Consider the following 17,749-nt stretch of genomic DNA (forward strand, 5'->3'; position numbering starts at 1 on the left):
TTCGGTTTACGTGCCTTATATTGAATATATGTCCAGAAAATCCTTCGATGCCGTGGTCGCCCAGCAGACCGCCGGCGCGGCAGGAATCGGCTTCGCACTGCTCATCGTCGCCGCCAATCTCGTCCTCGTTCCCGCCGGAATGCCCTCGCCCGGTTCATCCACCGAGGAGGCGATCGAATTCTTCCTGTCCGCCGACCCGCCCACCATCGCGGTATCGGCACTATTACCTGCCGTATGGGCCCTGGCAACGCTGTTCGCCGCGGGCGCACTGGCGGCGGTCCTGGCCACGGGCGGCCGAACCGCCTGGGCCTACGCCGGTTTCGCCGGAGTCCTGCTGCAGAACGCCACCTTCACCGTGGTCGTCGCGATACGCCTGGCGATGTCGACGGCCGGCGATCCGGCGAGTGTCGGCACGCTCTGGGCACTACACGAAGCGGTATTCGGGTTCAACGGCACATTCCTGGCGCTGGCAATGTTCGGACTCGGCACGGCCGGGTTCACCGCCGGTCTGCTCACCCGATGGCAGCTGGTCCTCGGAACCGTCGCGGCCTGCCTGCAATTCGCGGGCGCTACGCTCACCCCGCTGATCGTCACCGGTCACGACCATTTCGCACTGTTCGGATTGGCCGGCTGGCTACTGTGGGCGGTGTGGCTCATCGGCTACGGAATCACCCTCATCCGCTCCGCCGACCACATCCACCGCTCGACCACGACCGCGACCACGGCCCGTCACGGCGCCGGCGCCCAGCCGGACTGACAACTTCGGCGAAACAACACCTCGGTACCGTCACTGCTCATGGAGCGTGTGGAGGTCGGCTTCCCGTCGGGAGGTCAGAAATGTGCCGGCTGGTTGTACCAACCGGCCGGTCCACCCAAGCCCCGCCCCATCGTAGTGATGGGGCACGGGCTGGGAGCGAACCGGGAAATGGGTCTGGATCGGTACGCGCGGCGGTTCGCCGCCGCGGGAATGGGGGTCCTGGTATTCGACTACCGGCATTTCGGCAGCAGCGACGGCGAACCGCGGCAGACGGTCAATATCGCTCGGCAACGTGAGGATTGGACCTCCGCCATCGCCTACGCGCGAACTCTCCGAGGCTTCGATGCCACGCGGATCGCGCTGTGGGGGACCTCGCTGGGCGGCGGTCATGCGCTGACCGTGGCACCCGACGACGCCTATATCGCGGCGGTGGTGGCACAGGCTCCGTTCGTCAGCGGATTCTCCTCCGCACTGGCGAAGGGGCCGATCAGCCTGGTGAAGGTGGGCACCCTGGCCCTCACGGATGCGTTGTTCGGCACAATCTTTCGGAAGCCGGTCCAGGTCCGGCTCGCCGGGCGTAAACGCGCCGCGGCAATGGCCACCGGTGCGGAAGTACCGACCGGATTCGGCCGGCTGGCCGAAGAGAGCCCGGCCTATCGGCCGAAGATTCCGGCGCGCGCGGCCTTCCCGCTGCTGTTCGACCGGCCGGGCCGGCATGCCAAGGAACTGAAGATGCCGGTGCTGTATGCCCTGTGTGACCAGGATTCGATCACACCGGTGGAACCCGCGCTGCGGGCCGCCGGGAAAACCAAGCATGCCCAGGTGAAGCGCTATACCGCCGGGCATTTCGATATCTATTTCGATGATCTGTTCGAGCAGACCGTCCACGACCAGACCGAATTCCTGACCGCGGTACTACGGCCGTGACAAGCGCCGCGGTACCGGGAAACTGCACCGTCCGGTACCGCGGGGCCGGGATGCGGACCGGCGAACACCGGCCCGCATCCGCTCATTTCACGAACGAGACATTGATCGGGTACTTGTACTCTTCGCCCTTGTTGGCCGCGATTCCGGCCATGATCGAGAAGACAAGCCCCAGTATCCAGACGATCGGCAGCAGGAGAAGCCCGATCAGGATGATCGACAGCAACGCCGACACCATCATGCTGATGAACAGCAGGATCTGGAAGTTCAACGCGTGGACCGCATGCCGGCGAACGAACTCGTCACGATCCTTGTACATCAGCCAGACGATCAGTGGCGCGATCCAGCCGAGCAGAATGCCGCCCACATGAGCCAGCATGCCCCACATCTTTGCATCGGCGGGCGATACCGGGGCCCCCACCGGAGCACCATAGGGCTGTTGCCCTGGGTGGCCGTACCCCTGCTGCGGCGCACCGTACTGCGGCTGCCCACCGAAATCCGGCTGCGACGCATACTGCTGGCCCGGGGGGTACGGCTGCCCCGGCGGGTATTGCTGGCCCGGAGCGTACTGCTGGCCGGACGGGTACTGCTCCCCCGTTGCGAACTGCTGCCCAGGTGGGTATTGCTGCCCCGATGCGTACTGCTGGCCGGGTGGATACTGCTGCCCCGGCGGGTTCTGCTGCCCTTTGGACAGGTCGAAGGGCGGCTGAGGATCGGTCATCACATTCCAAACTTGCAGGCGACAGGACTTCCCGAGCATAGGGGGCACGAACAGTCCTACGGGAGTGCAGGTTTCCCACCCCTAGGTGAATTCCGCCGCTACCCGGCATTGCCGGGCACCGGGGATTCGAGAATTACGCCGCTCACTACGCCACGGCCGCTACGCCACCGTCCTCATTGCGACACTTTCTTCAGTCGGTCACCGACTTCGGCCGGGACCGCCGGCTTCGGGGAGCGCACCATCGCCGCCGCGGCGATCAAGACCAGCGACAGCACAGCCGCGACCAGGAAAGCGGTATGCACGCCGTCGGCGGCAGCCACAACCGGCTCGGCGCCGTCGCCCAGGGCCGATTCGGTACCGCGCGTCATCATCGTGATGAACAACGCGGTCCCCGCCGCGCCCGCGACCTGTTGCACAGTACTGACGGTCGCACTGCCGTGGGAATACAGCTCCGGCGGTAGCGAACCCAGCGCCGAGGTCATCAACGGCGTCAAACCGCAGCTGATACCCGCGCTCACGATCACATGCGCGGTGATCACCAGGGCGATCGAGGAGTTCTCGTCCAGGGTGGCCAGAATCCAGCAGCCGATGCTGAGCGCGATGGTTCCGGGCAGGACCAGCGGCCGGGCTCCCCACCGATCGAACAGGGCACCCACACCCGGGGCCAGCAAACCCATGACCAGCCCGCCGGGCAGCAGGACCAGCCCAGTGGTGAGAACGTCCTTGCCGAGCACGGTCTGCAGGTAGATCGGCAGGATGATGAGCGCGCCGAACAGGCTCAGCATCAAGCAGGCCATCAGGATGACGGCGAGCCGGAAGGGGCCGACCGCGAAGGTCCGCAGATCGAGTAGTGCCCGGCCCCGGTCCACCAGTTTCAGCTGGCGCACGACAAAGAGCGCCAGTGCGGCCGCACCGACCGTGAGCGACAGCCACGGCGGGATCGGCGCATGCCCGGACGCGGATTCGCCGATACTGCTCAACCCGAAGACGAGCCCGCCGAATCCGAGTGCCGCCAGCGGTACGGAGATGTAGTCGAGATGCGCCTTGCGCGGCTCGGTGACGTTGCGGATGAACACCCCGCCCAGAACCAGGGCGAGGACTGCGAACGGCAGCACGATCCAGAACATCGCCCGCCAGCTCAGCGACTGCAGGATGAGGCCGGACACGGTGGGCCCGATGGCGGGCGCCACCGAGATCACAATCGACACCAGTCCCATCGTCTTACCGCGTGACCGTTCGGGCACCAGGTTGAGAATGGTCGTCATCAGCAACGGGATCATCAGCGCCGTACCCACCGCCTGCACGATCCGGCCCACGATCAAGGCCTCGAATCCGGGCGCGAGCGCAGCGATCACTGTGCCGCCGCTGAACAGCGACATTGCGGCGATATAGATCGCGCGCAACGCGAACCGCTGCAGGATGAACCCGGTCGTGGGAATCACGATCGCCATGGTCAGCAGGAAACCGCTGGTCAGCCATTGTGCGGTGGCCGCGCTGATATCGAGGTCCACCATCAGGGTCGGCAGGGCCACGCTGAGGATGGTTTCGTTGAGGATCACGACAAACGCTGCGACGAGCAAGAGCCCGATCAGTAGAAACGCCCCCGGGGCACGCCCGCCGTCGTGGTGCGCGTCATCGGCCGTCGTCGCCACCGAGTTGTCTATCACCTGGGTTCATCCGCTCGATAGTGCCGCTGGTACCGAGCCACCCTAACAAAAGTGGCAGTCGCTGACATATTGGCATTGATTGCCCCGCCACCACCGCGAGGAAGTACCCTGTGGCCGTGCTCTCTGCTACGCCGCCCCTCGATTTGCGTGCGCGCCGCCGGAATGCCACCCGTATCGAGATCCGGGAGGCCGCACTCGCCCTGTTCGAACGCCACGGCGTCGACCACACCACCAGCGAGGAGATCGCCCGCGCGGCAGGTATTTCCCAGCGGACGTTCTTCCGCTATTTCGCGACAAAAGAAGAATGCGTCCTGTTCGACTCGTTCGGCTTCGACGAGGCCGTGCACAGTTGTCTGGAAACCGCGGATATGCAGTCGCTGTCGCTCACCGATCTGGAGACCGCGATCGGCCGGGTGATGGAGGATATCCGCAACGACGAACAGAGCGAGGTCGCCGCGACCGCCCTGCGAATCCAGAAGCTGGTCTCGGCGGACGCCGCCCTCAGCAGGGCCGCGCTCGCCCACTATGCCGACAACACCAAACGTTCGATGGCGCTCATCGAAGGACGTGGCCAGGCCGGCAACCGATCCCGAGTGCGGACGATCGTCCAGATCGCGCAGGTCTCGGTACAGCTCGCGTTCGAGGAATGGGTCGAGGCCTGCGGGCCGAACGGTGGCGACTCCGATCTGGCGTCGATCTACCAGGCCGTGTGCGCACGCATCCGCACCCTCTGACCCGCCACCCCTCGCTCCCGGCCCGCGCACGCTGTTAGATGGCGTAAGAACTACCGCCCACAGGAGAGGATCAGACGTATGGCCGAGAGGATCGCAGTGGTATCCGGCGCCGCCCGGGGAATCGGGGCCGCCATCGCTCGACGACTGGCCTCCGACGGGATGAAGGTCGGGGTCCTCGACCTCGACGAGGCCGCCTGCGCCGACACCGTTTCGGCGATCACCGCCGCCGGCGGGCAAGCGCTCGCGCTCGCCGCCGATGTGAGCAAAGAGGATTCGGTGAACGCGGCGGTCGAACGGCTGGCCACCGAACTCGGCGAACCCACCGTGGTGGTCAACAATGCCGGCGTCCTGCGCGACAACCTGCTGTTCAAGATGAGCGTCGACGACTGGGACACCGTGCTGGGTGTGCATCTGCGCGGCGCCTTCCTGCTCACCCGGGCCACCCAGAAGTACATGGTCGAGCAGAAGTGGGGCCGGATCGTCAATATGTCCAGCACCTCGGCGCAGGGCAACCGCGGCCAGGTCAACTATTCCGCGGCCAAGGCCGGTATGCAGGGCTTCACCAAAACCCTGGCCTTCGAACTGGGCAAATACGGTGTGACCGCCAATGCGATCGCTCCCGGTTTCATCGTCACCGATATGACCGCGGCCACCGCGGCCCGGGTCGGCGTCGATTTCGATGACTTCCAGAAGGCCGCCGCCGCGCAGATCCCGGTGCAGCGGGTGGGCCGGCCGGAGGATATCGCGAACACCGCGTCGTTCCTCGTCAGTGAGGGAGCGGGATTCGTGTCCGGGCAGGTTATCTATGTGGCGGGCGGGCCGCAGGACTGACGTCCCCGGCGGGGTGGTGTCCGGGGAACAACCGCACCATCCCGCCGACCGGGCTGCCGGCACGCCCTCGCCCGCATCGCCGAGTCAGCTATCGATCCTGTAGTGAGGCGAGGAACTCGTCGGTTTTCCTGACGTCGTCGCGATCGTAGGCGCTCACGCTCGCGAGGATTTCCGAGGCGCCGGTTCGCTCGAGAAGATCCGTCAGCGTATCGGCCACGAGTTCAGGGGTGCCCGAAACAGCCGCGTCCATCCAACCGTTCACAGCATCGGCCTTCTTCGCGCGAGTGCTACCGAGCATCCGCCGCACGTCCTCGACAGGTTGCAGTGCACGGAACTCCCCGACGTCCCGGGAATCGGCGAAGGCCCATGCCTCCGGCAGCAGAAGGTCCCGGGCGCGCTCGGCGGTCTCCGCGACGGAGATATCGACACTCACCATCAGGTATGGATCCGGAGTGCGGGCGCCTGGACGGAAATCACGGAAATAGGCGTCGATCGCCTTCGAGTTCCGCAGCAGCGGACCTCCGATCACCGCAGGCAGCCCCAGCTCGGCGGCCAGCGACAACCCATCCTTGATGGCGAGCAGGAACACCGGCGGCGGCCCGACCCGGGGCCTGACCGTGATATCGGCGTCTCCGTTCAGATAGGAGCGGATCTCCTCGATATCGGTCTCGTACTCGCCCGGACGCAGGGTCGTTCGCCCCAGCGCCCGGCGCACCGGAGCCGTGAACCCGAGCGAGCCACCCAGCCCGATATCGACCCGACCCGGATAGAGCGCCTCGAGCAGCAGCGCCTGCTCCGCGACCACCAGCGGGCTGTGATTCGGAACCATGATTCCGCCCGTACCGAGCCGGATGTTGCGGGTGCGTGCCCCGATCGCCGCAAGCAACACTGTGGGGGCCGCGCCGGCGATCCCCGGCACCGCGTGATGTTCCGCAGTCCAAAATCGCTCGAAGCCGAGCTCATCCGCCCGAACCGCTCGCTCCACCGTGGTGGCCACGGCCGCGGCATCGGGCTCACCGCTACGTGTCCGCGCGCGGTCCAGCAGGGAGATGCGCATCAGTCCTCCTCAACCTCTCTGCTGTGGCGCAACGCATCAGCCGTGCAATCTCATCCAGTCGGCAATATCGGCCACGAGCAACCGCACCGTCCCGCCGGGTAACGCGTGCACCGACGCGCAACGATTACGCAGGGAAAGAGTTGATCACTACCGGGAGGAAAGATATGCGCCGTACACGGAATCTCGGCACCACTCTGGCCGCGGCCTCACTCGTCTGCGTCCCCGTTATCGCCTTCGCGGCCCCGGCATCGGCCGGCCCTTCACTACAGGAACCGCTCAACACCCTGGTGACCGAAGGCAGCGGCCTCTGCTACGGAAACATACGCGGCAACGTCGACGAACCCACCGGCCGGATCACACTCACTTTCGCGTTCTACAACACCGACCCGACCTTCGTCGCCGACCAGCCCTCCGACCCCGACAGCCCTTGCCGAACCACCGCATACATCACCTGGCAGAACCTCGGCACCGGCGCCACCGGCGAAGTCCCACTACAGTTCGCCGGCGCCGCAGGCTCGATCATCGACCCCGACCAGCAGTTGCCCTGGTACGACACCGCCCAGCTCCCTACCGAACCGGGCCACTACAAGGCGACGGTCACCACAAAGGAACAGCGCCGGCCTGATTCGGTTTCCGTCGAATACTCGCTATCGCCTCGGTAGCCCGAGGGTGCGCCAGCGCTTCACCGATTGTTCGCGCGTGCTCCGAACGGCCACCACCAGCGGCGCTTGGGATGCCGGACAGTGACCCTCGCATGCTGGACGACTCCGGAGACCCGCAGCAGCGGCAGACCGGATACCGGCGGGCCCGCTGTGTTGGTCACTTTGCCCCACTCGCTGGTCACTTCGTCGATATCGACGCTCCAGCCCGGGGGGACGATCAGAACAATCGACCCGTGCGCGGATTTCACCTCCACCCACACCTCCGGTGAGCGCACCACGGCCTCGGTGAAATCGAGACGGACGGCGCCGTGCTCGGTTTCGACGACGATCTGCGGCGGCACCCGCCATTGCCCTTCGCGCTTCACCGAGCTACCGGTGGATCGCAGAACGAGCCGGTCGGTCCGGCTTCCGTGCGCGGCCGGCACCAGATCGGCGGTGAGCGTTTCCAGTTCCGGCACGGTGCGGCCGGCATAGACAGCTGCGATGCGCTCGTCGAACTCAGCCAGCTCCAACCGCCCCTCGGCGAATGCCGCCTGGACGATCGTGGCGGCCCGCTCGCGATCGGCATCTCCGGCCCGCAATGCGGGAAGATATTCGGGCGTCGGCTCGATCGTCATGAGTCTCACGGTAACCGAGTCGATACCGCGGCACTCGGCTGGAAGACCGCCGGAGTCGCCATGACAGCGTCCGTCACCAAAAGCTCGCTTTTCAGCGAGGTCCAGGCCGGACCGCGGCCGCGCCGGCAGACCACACGGCCACCAGTCGCCGGGCTTGATCAACCCGGGCTCGACCAGCCACAGTCCATCGAAGCACCCAGCAATCTGCTCGCGGGTTCGAAACCAGCCGGACCCGAGCGTTTCCAGGTATCGCATCCGGCACGACAGCGCGTACCGGTGCAGGATGTCGCCGGGGTCAGGGTCGCACAGGTGTGTCAGCATCACGAACGAGCCGGTTGGCAATGTATTGATCCAGCCGCGCACGTTCCCGGCCGGATCGAGAACGTCGTCGATGTGATGCAGAACCCCACAGCAGGACGCCGATCGGCCGATCTAGATCCAGGTACGTGTCCACGCCCGGTTCATAGCAGCGCGCACAGATCGCTGATCCCACCGACGCTTCGCCACCACCAAGCGGCGAGCGCATCACTGTCTCCCGGGCAGTCACGCTGACCATTCTCGCCAGAGTCGATGCCGTCGCCGCCCTGGTCATCGCATACCAGCTACTCGAGTGAGGGTTGCTGTAGTAGCCATTGCCGGTAGGTTTCGTGCCGGAATTGGTAGGCAGTGCCGTTCACACGTAGCAATCCATTGCGGCGAGCCCAGTCCAGAAACACAGTCGGTCGATTCGGAAAGGCCTTGGTGCACCGGAAGATAAGCGTCGCAGTTAAGAATCTCCCAGTCGCACGACCGGACGCGAACACCACCGTCAACACGAGTCCGAACGCCAACAGAAGCTCACGCATAAACAAGCCTCGGTCAACAGTAAACATGAATATATGTACAGATGCGATTATCAGACCGGACGCGAGGCAGGCCATCACGCCGGCAAGGACTGCGACTTGGATATCGCCCCGAATCAGTCGCCTTTCATCGACCACGCTGCGTAACTGGTCCTTAGCATCAACGCCGACCGCGACCACGAGCACGGCAACAACCGCGAACATGGCCACGACCCCGATCCTGTCAGACCTCGACATCACGACCTGGAACTCGAGCATGGGCACGAGCAGGGCCATGAAAATGAAAATGCCCCAGAGCACGGCAACGACCGCGACAACGAGCACGACAACGGGCGCAAGTACGATGATGAGACCTCTGCGCCATCCTGACAGCTGGGGCGCCCGCCACACCGCGACTCGCTTCGTCGTAGGTTCGACGAGCCCAACCGCGACCACAACCAGCACCACGTTCGCCGCGAGCTGGTCCCACCACGACGAGTCGACCGAGCCCCCGAGGATCACGCCTACGGTGTGACTGACGATTGTCCACCCGAGCAGAACCCCGACCACGAGCCTTCTGCGCCATCTCGACCGTCCGGGCGCCCGCCTCACCACTCGCGTAGATTCGACCACCCCGAACATGGCCCCGAACATGGCCCCGAACGCGACACCAAACAAACCCCCAGCCACGAGGTAAGCCAAGGGGTGGCGGGCAGAATCTATTTCGCTCTCGCCAGCGAGCTCGATCCCGAGCTCAAGACCGCCTGCGACCACAAGCCAAACCACGAGCCCGACCGAGAGCGCTTTGCGCCATCTCGACTTTTCGGTCGCCCGCCATACCATGCGCTTCGCCGTAGGTTCGATGAGTCCAGCCCTGCCCCCGACCACGAGCCCGATCATGGCTCCCACCACAACCCCGATAATGAGCACTCGCAAGAGCCCGACATAGTAAGCAGCGATGCCGAAACCGAACGTGATCGCGACGATGATGCCGACGGTAAGTCCGTGCAAGATACGACATCGGGTACTCCCTGCGACTTCCCAGATCTCATCGAGCCGAACGGAGGTACCGTCGCGCCCGGTGTTACGGCGGTCTTCGAGGAAATGGGCTAGTGACTGCATCCAGACGTGGACATTATCGCGGGTGTACTTGCGGTATTGCTTTTTCTGTTTGAGACCGACCGCTGCGGGGATCTGGGCGGCGAACAGGAGGTCCTCGACGGCGTCTACGGTGGTGCAACTGGTGAGCCGGTCAGCGATGCCTGGCGCAGGAGTGATGCCAGGGGCAGGGTGCAGGGCGTTGATGGCGAGGCTGAGCATCCAAGGGCTGTGTAGCGCAGTTGCCAGGGCTCCGTCCGGCTCGGAAACGATGTGGGCGGTGACCTCGGACCAGTCCTCGCTGGCGGGACCGATACCCTTCCGATAGCTGGTGAGGTAGCTGTCGATCCGGTCGATTGACAGTGGCTGCAGGGTGACGGTTTCGGCGCCGTGCAGCCCGTTGTCTGCACGGAGGTCTGCCAGTTCCTGAAACTCGGTGGTGCGGCACACGACGACAACGGGTTCGTTGCGCCAGGCAGTGTTGAGCTGGTCCAGCAGCGCGCGGGCCCGCGCCCCTTGACCGTCGGGAGTGTCCATTTCGTCGAGACCGTCGATGATCGGCAGGATCATCCTGTCCTCGACCAACTTTCGTGCCAGTACCGGCCGCAATTGGGGGTAGTCGTAGCCGAGCCGGGTCGTCAACCAGCCGGAGAAATCCTGCGTGCCATCCCACCCCGAGGCGTTGACTCGCACCGGAACCGGGTGCTCAGCGCGCACCGCGTCGGCCAAGCCCCGGCGTGTGTCCAGGAGTCCCAGCACCAGGTGGATTGCGGCGACGGTTTTGCCGCTACCGGGCTCACCGAGTACGACCAGACGCGGGAGCGGTCGATCGAGCAGCTCGTAATAGGCCGTGATGTCGGAGACATCAGCCGACTCGATCATTTCATCAGGCTGTGATGGCGAGGTGGTGGTGAAACTGACGCGCATGTAGTTTCCCTTGCCTACCCGTAGATCCTCACCCGACCGTCGTTCCCTGTTACGTACTGCCACAGCCAATTCATCGGCCCACGCCGCGACCGATGCCCTGTCCGTGGGTGGTCTCCACCAGCGCCACAACGACATCGACGGTTGGACCAATGCCTTACCGACCCCGCCCGCGACTGCTGTCTCCACACCCGACATGCGTAATAACCTGCCATCTCATACGTGCCAGCGCACGTGGTAGACCGAACTACAGCCGATTTCCGGCGAAACATCCAGGCGTTGAATATTATTCGATTCGCGACCCTCTGGTCGTCGATCCACGGGAACTTCGGGGGCGGGCACGGCCGCCACACCCAGCACTCACAGACACCGATCACACCGAGAGATGCAGGACTGATCATGACTGAATCCCTTCATGGTTCGGTCGATGCCCGGCTGTGCGATACTCCCGGCCACCTCGAATATGGCCAGTTCACACGGCATTTCACGGCAACTCACTCGGCTGCTGCCAGTGAGCATAACCACCAGATCCCGGACCGTCATCAGCACGAACTGCGAGCTCGGATCAATCACGCCCCGACGCTTCGCCACCACCACTCCGGTCAGCTTGGGCGCTGCCCAATTAACCAAGATTCCGGCCAAGAAAGCGTTGCAGGATTTCGGTTTCACCACCATGACCGGGCTGAGCGGCTCTGGTATGTACCGATGCACATTGCCGTCGGCGCGGGCTACTTCGCGAAAATCCCGGCAGCGAAGGCTCTCTCTGAGGCCCCCAGATCTCCGAACGCTCCGGAAGCCTTTTGCCGGACGCAGAGCGCTGAACCGCGGGTCTCGTAGCCACGAGACTGTTCGGCAGTCAGAGCAGATCGCGCTGTGGGTATAGGGCACACACCATCGACGCATGCGGTCAGAATTCCAGGTCGGGCCAGGGGATACCGATCGGGAACGGTTGATCGCGATCACTCCCGGAGCGGTCGGTGACCAGGCACCTGCCAGGATGTAGTTGGCGCGGTGCAGCACCGTGATCCCGGGCTCGGGGAGGCTGCACATCCGGCACGAGGGTGTAGGGTCCGCGCACATCGCCGCAGACCATTCCACGGGAGATTGGTGAATTCCTGGTGCTCATGGGGACCTCGGCGCAACCACACCACTCGGCCCTCCCAGAGTTCGATGCGTTCAGCAATCTCCTCGGGCAGGGACTCGAGCTCCTCCCAGGTCATGTACTCGGGCTCGGGGCGCTGTACATCCGGCCACGGCATGGTGTCATGGCAGCCCAATCAGAGCTTTCACCTGCACGTTGACCCAGCATATGAGCACCCGTGCGGCGCCGGGTCCGGATACTTCGCAATGCTCGCCGGTTCGCTCCGGCAGAGCGCTTTCCCGGCGAGTCTGAAAGGGCTTTCAGCTGGTTTCAGGTGTATTTCAGCACCCTCCTGCCACTGTGGCGTTCGACATCATCAGGAACGGCGAGAGGGGCAAGCAGGTATGAAGCAGAATGTACGGATCAACGGGAACCCCTACCGTGTTGTCGGCCGGTTGCCGCTGTCGCCGGTATCGCGTGCGTGCTACGGCAAGTACCGGTTCACGCTGCGCCGGACGACCGACGGGACTCTGTGGTCGGCATTCGGCACCAGGATCAGCCCGGTGTCGGAGTTGGTGCGGCAGCGCGCCTGAGGCGAGTAATCGATTGCTGCACAGGGTTTTTCGGTGGAACATCTGGGCATGGCGATCCGAACGATCGGGCCGGACGAATGGCCGACAGCGCGGACGGTGCGGCTGGAAGCGCTCGCCGGGTCGCCGCCGGGCACTTCCATGCGGAAGCCACGCAGTGGAGTGAACAGCGGTGGCGGGAGTGGACGGCCCGCCGGCTGCGGTTGTGGGTGCTCGACGGGAACCTCGAATGCAGACTGCTGCCGAGCCGGTCACTATGTGCCGCACAGTGCGTGAGCGACCAGTTCACTCGCCTCGGCTTCCTGTTCGATCATCTTTTCCGGCAGGGCCGTCGTCTGGGAAACCACTACGCTGCGTTTGCCGTCGGGAGCGACCCCGTCGCTGGTGATATACCCGGCATCACCGCCGCCGTGACCCCAGTATTCGCCCCCACAGGGAAGTGGCCGTTGCACCAATCCGAGACCGTATTTCCCGCCAGGCCAGAGCAATTCGGTACGGTCGTCGATATCGACGGTTCTCTGCATTTCGCCGAGTTCCGTGGGCCGCAGCAGCTTTCCACCGAGCAGTGCCCGATAGAACGTATTCATATCGGCGGTCGTGGAAATCAGATTCTCCGTACCGTCGAGTACCTCGGTGGTGTCGACGAGCTCGTCGCTGCCGGGAAATACCGAGTAGGCACGGGCGTGCGGATCGGGCAGGGTGGTACTCCCGCTGGGCCATACCGAATGCCGCATGCCGAGTGGCCGCAAGATTCGCTGTTCGATCTCTACCTGCCAGCTGTTACCGGTGACCGATTCGATAATGCTCTCGGCAAGAAGGAAATTCGTGTTGGAGTATGCCCACCCCTGGCCGGGTTCGAAAGCGGGTGCAACCGCCATAGCGCGCCGAATCAGTTCGGCACGTGAATAGGTATCGAACCGATGCTCGTAGTATTGCGCCTTCGAATCGAACCCCGGATAGTCGTCGAGTAGACCGCTGGTGTTCTGTAACAGTTGCCGAAGTGTGATCCTGCGGCCATCGATCTCGCGTCCGGCTCCGGTTCCCACGACCACTCCGGGCAGGTACGCCTCCACGCTGTCGTCGATCGATAGCCGCCCTTCCCCGGCCAACTGCAGAACCACGGTGGCAACCATGGGTTTGGTGGCACTGGCAACGCGGAAATACCCGTTGTGCGGCACCGGCCGTTCGGTATCGGTTTCGGCTACGCCGCTGACCGCCAGCGCGCTCCGGCCCGCGTCGTCCACGGCGCGAGCTTGCACACCGGTCACACCGAGCGCCGTAATCGCATCCACATAGCGTTGAAGATGTGGCCCGTCGTCTCGGGGAACTTGTGCCCCGGCACAGCCGGAGATGGCCGATGCCGCAATCACCACCGCCGCGGTACCCATCGACCAGTAATGACGTGTGGCTGCACGCCGGGCGGTCCGAGGGAAGAACATGCACGCTCCTGATCTTTCCCACAACGCTAGGTGCGCAGCCAGGCGGGCCGCCTCATACTCCGGTATCACCTTTCGGCGATCGTCACCCGAGCCGATACCGAGAAACACGAGGATGCCGGATCATGCCGGCGACTGCACCCGAGGATCCTCAGGCTACATATCTCCGTATTCAAGTAGATATACTGCTGTTCGTGACGTATCTGCGAATCCGTGAGGCTGCCGGACTGCTCGGGGTCAGCGATGACACCGTGCGGCGCTGGATCGACCAGGGACGGCTGCCGTCGATCCGGCTGGAAAACGGACGCAAAGGCGTGCGCGGGCAGGATCTGGCAGAGTTCGCGCGGGAGATCGCCGACGCGCCCGAACCGGGCGTAACCGTGGCGGCCTCGGCGCGCAACCGGATGCGTGGCATTGTGACCAGGGTGCTCACCGATACCGTGATGGCGCAGGTGGAGATGCAGGCCGGGCCGTTCCGGCTGGTATCGCTGCTGAGCCGGGAATCGGTGGAAGAACTCGGGCTCGAAGTGGGCAGTGTGGCAGTGGCGTCGGTGAAGTCGACGCATGTGGTCGTCGAGATACCGGAGATCTCATGAAAACGATGACAGGTCGGGTATTACGCCGTCTGACCCCGGCGGTCGCGCTGGTCGTTGTGCTGGCCGGCTGCGCGTCGGAGGACTCCGGGGGTGAATCGAGCGGCGGGCCGGGTGATGGACTCGGCGGCAGCCTCACGGTGTTCGCGGCGGCCTCGCTCACCGAGGTATTCACCACTCTCGGTGCACAGTTCGAGGACGCCCACCCGGACGTGGATGTGGTGTTCAGTTTCGCGGGCAGTTCGGCGCTGGCCGAACAGATCCGGCAGGGCGCACCGGCCGATGTGTTCGCCTCGGCGTCGCCACACAATATGGAACAGGTGGTGGTCTCCGGTGATATCACCGGGGGGCCGGTCACCTTCGCGCGTAACCGCCTCGAAATCGCGGTGCCGCGCGGGAATCCGGGCAGTATCAGTGGTCTCGCCGATTTCGGCCGTACCGAACCCCGGATCGCCCTGTGCGCCGAACAGGTGCCGTGCGGGGCGGCGGCCGACAAGGCCTTCGCCGCGGCCGGTATCACCCCGCAACCCGATACCCGTGAACCCGATGTGAAAGCGGTGCTCACGAAAGTCACGCTCGGTGAGGTGGATGCCGCGCTGGTGTACCGGACCGATGTCCGGGCCGGGGGCGAAAAGGTGACCGGGATCGAGTTCCCGGAATCGGAGAAAGCGATCAACGACTATCAGATGGCGCCGGTGGCCGCGGCCCCGAATCCGGCCGCGGCGGCGGCGTTCGTCGATTTCGCGTTGACTCCGCAGGCTCGATCGGTCTTCACGACGGCCGGTTTCGACGCTCCGTGAGCGGCGGGCCCGCGCGGCGCCCGGCAGCGGGACAATCCCGCATGGCCACACTGCGCCGGCGCCGGGCAGTGCGTGGGCGGCGGCCGCTGGTGCTGCTGGTCCCCGCGGTGCTGGGCCTGCTGTTTCTGATGGTTCCGCTGGCCGGACTGCTGATCCGAGCACCGTGGCAGGGCCTTCCGGAACGGTTGTTCAGCGCGGAAGTCGGGCAGGCGCTGCGACTCTCGCTGGTGTGCGCGAGCCTGGCCACCGTGCTGTGCCTGCTACTGGGTATCCCGCTCGCCTGGCTGCTGGCGCGGGGTGATCTACCCGGACGCGGGCTGATCCGCGCGCTGGTCACCGTGCCGCTGGTGTTGCCGCCGGTGGTCGGCGGTGTGGCATTGCTGCTGGTGCTCGGCCGACGCGGGGTGATCGGCCAGTACCTCTACGACTGGTTCGGGATCGCGCTGCCGTTCAGCACCGCCGGCGTGGTGGTGGCCGAGGCGTTCGTCGCCATGCCGTTCCTGGTGATCTCCGTGGAGGGCGCGCTCCGGGGCGCCGACCCCCGGTACGAGGAGGCGGCCGCGACCCTGGGGGCTTCCCGCTGGCTCACCTTCCGGCGCGTAACCCTGCCCTCGATACTGCCCGGTGTAGTGGCCGGAACCGTGCTGTGCTGGGCGCGGGCACTGGGCGAATTCGGTGCCACCATCACCTTCGCCGGTAACTTCCCGGGCCGCACCACGACGATGCCGCTGGCGGTGTATCTGGCGCTGGAAACCGATCCTGCGGCCGCTATCGTGCTGAGCCTGGTGCTGCTGCTGGTGTCGGTGGTGGTGCTGGCGGCACTGCGGGAACGCTGGATCCGGGGGGCACTGTGACACTCGCGGCGCACTTGGGGGTCACCCGCGGCGATTTCACCCTCGACCTGGACCTCACCCTCGACCCCGGGGAGGTCGTCGCACTACTCGGCCCCAACGGCGCCGGGAAGAGCACCGCGCTACGCGCACTGGCCGGGCTGACTCCGCTGACCGAGGGGGCGATCCGGCTGAACGAACAGGTCTGGGACGCGCCACCCACCGAATTCGTGCCCGCCGAACACCGGTCGGTCGGCGTGGTGTTCCAAGATTATCTGCTCTTCGCCCACCTCGACGCCCTCGACAACGTCGCCTTCGGGCCCCGCGCCCGCGGTATGCGACGGTCAGCGGCTCGCGAACAGGCTGCGGACTGGCTGCGCCGGGTGGGACTGGCCGATTACGCCCGGACCCGGCCGCGGGAGCTTTCGGGGGGTCAGGCGCAGCGGGTCGCGCTGGCGCGGGCCTTGGCCGTCGACCCGGCGCTGCTGTTACTGGACGAACCGCTGGCCGCGCTGGATGCCGCTACACGGGTGCGGGTGCGGGCCGAACTGGCCCACCATCTCGGCGATTATCCCGGGCATACACTGCTGGTCACCCATGACCCGCTCGACGCTATGGTGCTCGCCGATCGGCTGGTAATCGTAGAGCAGGGTGCAGTGGTGCAGCAGGGGGCGCCGGCCGAGGTCGCGCGGCGTCCACGCTCGGATTATGTGGCAGATCTGGTGGGCCTCAACCTGTTCCGTGGAACCGCGACCGGCACTCGGGTGCGACTCGACGGCGGTGGTGAACTCACCGTCGCCGAACCGGCCACCGGCCCCGTGTATCTGACCTTCGCGCCGTCGGCCGTCGGTCTGCATCCGGAGCGCCCTGGTGGGAGCCCGCGCAATACGTGGCCGGTGACCGTGGCGGGTCTGGAGCAGCACGCCCATACCGTGCGGGTGCGCCTCGACGGCGCGGTGCCGGCGCTGGCCGATATCACCCCCGTCACAGTCGCCGAACTCCGGATCACGCCCGGGACGGAACTATGGGCGGCGCTCAAGGCCACCGAGATCCACACCTATCCGGCGTAACGAGGGCTGGAGCTCGTCTATTGCACGTTGTCGAGTCGTTCGAGGATACGGCCGACGATGGCGCCGAAAGCTTCCACTTGCTCGTCGGTGAGGGCATCGAACAGCAGCTCGCGCACGGTTTCCACATGGCCGGGGGCAGCCTGTTCTATCGCGGTGCGCCCCTGTTCGGTGAGCACGATAAAGGCGCCGCGGGCATCGTCGGGGCAGTCCTCGCGACGCACCAGTCCGCGCTTCTGCATCCGGCCGAGATGATGTGACAGGCGACTCTTCTCCCACTGCATGATCTGTCCCAGTTCACCTACCCGTATCCGGGGTTCCGGCCGGTCGGTGAGCCGGACCAATACCTCGAAATCGGAGAGCGACAGCCCCGAGTCGTGTTGCAGCTGCCGGTGTAGCCGGGCAACCAGCTGGGTGTGCATCGTCAGGTAGCCCCGCCAGGCTCGGCTCTCCCGTTCGTCGAGCCATCGCGTCTCGGTCATATGGCCAGCTTAACGCAGTAGTTGACATATCACCAAGATGGCCGCACCATATGTATG

At 65.3% G+C, this 17,749-nt stretch carries 18 protein-coding genes and 1 pseudogene; 11 read left to right on the forward strand and 8 right to left on the reverse strand.

All coding sequences use genetic code 11. The features are described from left to right. Positions 1-28 precede the first annotated feature (28 nt). Both NS6_RS08855 and NS6_RS08860 read left to right on the forward strand, forming a co-directional pair. The gene (locus NS6_RS08855; RefSeq protein ID WP_174552576.1) at positions 29-757 is read left to right on the forward strand and encodes a 2-oxoglutarate/malate transporter; all 729 of its coding nucleotides are present in this window, start codon (positions 29-31) and stop codon (positions 755-757) included. A gap of 39 nt (positions 758-796) precedes the next feature. Further along, positions 797-1,684 (forward strand): alpha/beta hydrolase, encoded by an 888-nt coding sequence (locus NS6_RS08860; RefSeq protein ID WP_068039322.1) that lies wholly within the window; start codon positions 797-799, stop codon positions 1,682-1,684. A gap of 82 nt (positions 1,685-1,766) precedes the next feature. On the opposite strand, the gene NS6_RS36195 is transcribed toward NS6_RS08860, so the two are convergent. Both NS6_RS36195 and NS6_RS08870 read right to left on the reverse strand, forming a co-directional pair. Continuing rightward, positions 1,767-2,402, reverse strand: coding sequence for a DUF4870 domain-containing protein (locus NS6_RS36195; RefSeq protein WP_210747332.1), 636 nt, complete (start codon positions 2,400-2,402; stop codon positions 1,767-1,769). 173 nt (positions 2,403-2,575) lie between these two features. Beyond that, the gene (locus tag NS6_RS08870; protein ID WP_084470885.1) at positions 2,576-4,066 is read right to left on the reverse strand and encodes an MDR family MFS transporter; all 1,491 of its coding nucleotides are present in this window, start codon (positions 4,064-4,066) and stop codon (positions 2,576-2,578) included. Positions 4,067-4,185: 119 nt separating this feature from the next. Here NS6_RS08870 and NS6_RS08875 point away from each other — a divergent pair, with 119 nt between their 5' ends. Together NS6_RS08875 and fabG are read left to right on the forward strand one after the other, a co-directional pair. Further along, positions 4,186-4,803 (forward strand): TetR/AcrR family transcriptional regulator, encoded by a 618-nt coding sequence (locus NS6_RS08875; protein ID WP_068039642.1) that lies wholly within the window; start codon positions 4,186-4,188, stop codon positions 4,801-4,803. 78 nt (positions 4,804-4,881) lie between these two features. After that, on the forward strand, positions 4,882-5,634 hold the full coding sequence (gene fabG / locus NS6_RS08880) for a 3-oxoacyl-ACP reductase FabG (RefSeq protein ID WP_068039326.1): 753 nt from the start codon (positions 4,882-4,884) through the stop codon (positions 5,632-5,634). Between the two features lie 88 nt (positions 5,635-5,722). On the opposite strand, the gene NS6_RS08885 is transcribed toward fabG, so the two are convergent. Then, positions 5,723-6,691 (reverse strand): MsnO8 family LLM class oxidoreductase, encoded by a 969-nt coding sequence (locus NS6_RS08885; RefSeq protein ID WP_068039329.1) that lies wholly within the window; start codon positions 6,689-6,691, stop codon positions 5,723-5,725. A 164-nt stretch (positions 6,692-6,855) separates the two neighbouring features. Here NS6_RS08885 and NS6_RS08890 point away from each other — a divergent pair, with 164 nt between their 5' ends. Then, complete coding sequence (locus tag NS6_RS08890; protein WP_068039332.1) at positions 6,856-7,353, forward strand: hypothetical protein; 498 nt, start codon at positions 6,856-6,858, stop codon at positions 7,351-7,353. 20 nt (positions 7,354-7,373) lie between these two features. On the opposite strand, the gene NS6_RS33765 is transcribed toward NS6_RS08890, so the two are convergent. The 3 genes and pseudogenes from NS6_RS33765 to NS6_RS08900 all read right to left on the reverse strand — a co-directional run bounded on the left by NS6_RS33765 (position 7,374) and on the right by NS6_RS08900 (position 10,816). Continuing rightward, positions 7,374-7,970 (reverse strand): DUF1707 SHOCT-like domain-containing protein, encoded by a 597-nt coding sequence (locus NS6_RS33765; protein ID WP_068039645.1) that lies wholly within the window; start codon positions 7,968-7,970, stop codon positions 7,374-7,376. Positions 7,971-8,117: 147 nt separating this feature from the next. Further along, a pseudogene (locus NS6_RS36430) lies at positions 8,118-8,402 on the reverse strand (SAM-dependent methyltransferase); the annotation flags it as partial. A 170-nt stretch (positions 8,403-8,572) separates the two neighbouring features. Further along, a complete protein-coding gene (locus tag NS6_RS08900; protein ID WP_068039335.1) occupies positions 8,573-10,816 on the reverse strand; it encodes an NACHT domain-containing protein in 2,244 nt (747 codons plus the stop codon). A gap of 396 nt (positions 10,817-11,212) precedes the next feature. On the opposite strand from NS6_RS08900, the gene NS6_RS34590 reads away from it, so the two are divergent. Further along, on the forward strand, positions 11,213-11,650 hold the full coding sequence (locus NS6_RS34590) for a hypothetical protein (protein ID WP_157112671.1): 438 nt from the start codon (positions 11,213-11,215) through the stop codon (positions 11,648-11,650). A 648-nt stretch (positions 11,651-12,298) separates the two neighbouring features. Next, on the forward strand, positions 12,299-12,487 hold the full coding sequence (locus NS6_RS08915) for a hypothetical protein (protein ID WP_068039343.1): 189 nt from the start codon (positions 12,299-12,301) through the stop codon (positions 12,485-12,487). Between the two features lie 251 nt (positions 12,488-12,738). Here the strand turns inward: NS6_RS08915 and NS6_RS08920 are convergent, their stop codons facing one another. Further along, positions 12,739-13,923, reverse strand: coding sequence for a serine hydrolase domain-containing protein (locus NS6_RS08920; RefSeq protein ID WP_210747333.1), 1,185 nt, complete (start codon positions 13,921-13,923; stop codon positions 12,739-12,741). Between the two features lie 191 nt (positions 13,924-14,114). Here NS6_RS08920 and NS6_RS08925 point away from each other — a divergent pair, with 191 nt between their 5' ends. From NS6_RS08925 to NS6_RS08940, 4 genes are read left to right on the forward strand one after another with little or no spacing between them, the layout of a single operon-like run. Further along, positions 14,115-14,516 carry a TOBE domain-containing protein gene (locus NS6_RS08925; RefSeq protein WP_068039648.1) on the forward strand — a complete coding sequence of 134 codons (402 nt, stop codon included), beginning with the start codon at positions 14,115-14,117 and terminating at the stop codon, positions 14,514-14,516. A 5-nt stretch (positions 14,517-14,521) separates the two neighbouring features. Next, on the forward strand, positions 14,522-15,313 hold the full coding sequence (gene modA / locus NS6_RS08930; RefSeq protein WP_068039651.1) for a molybdate ABC transporter substrate-binding protein: 792 nt from the start codon (positions 14,522-14,524) through the stop codon (positions 15,311-15,313). Between the two features lie 41 nt (positions 15,314-15,354). Beyond that, positions 15,355-16,167, forward strand: coding sequence for a molybdate ABC transporter permease subunit (modB, locus tag NS6_RS08935; RefSeq protein ID WP_084470864.1), 813 nt, complete (start codon positions 15,355-15,357; stop codon positions 16,165-16,167). Continuing rightward, positions 16,164-17,213: an ABC transporter ATP-binding protein gene (locus NS6_RS08940; RefSeq protein WP_068039351.1), complete on the forward strand. Its 1,050-nt coding sequence runs from the start codon at positions 16,164-16,166 to the stop codon at positions 17,211-17,213. The genes modB and NS6_RS08940 overlap by 4 nt, the downstream gene beginning before the upstream one ends. Positions 17,214-17,230: 17 nt before the next feature. Here NS6_RS08940 and NS6_RS08945 read toward each other — a convergent pair whose 3' ends face one another. Beyond that, positions 17,231-17,692: a MarR family winged helix-turn-helix transcriptional regulator gene (locus NS6_RS08945; RefSeq protein ID WP_068039354.1), complete on the reverse strand. Its 462-nt coding sequence runs from the start codon at positions 17,690-17,692 to the stop codon at positions 17,231-17,233. Positions 17,693-17,749: the final 57 nt, after the last annotated feature.

The organism is Nocardia speluncae NBRC 108251, assembly GCF_001613245.1.
GTDB classification, from domain to species: Bacteria; Actinomycetota; Actinomycetes; order Mycobacteriales; family Mycobacteriaceae; genus Nocardia; species Nocardia speluncae.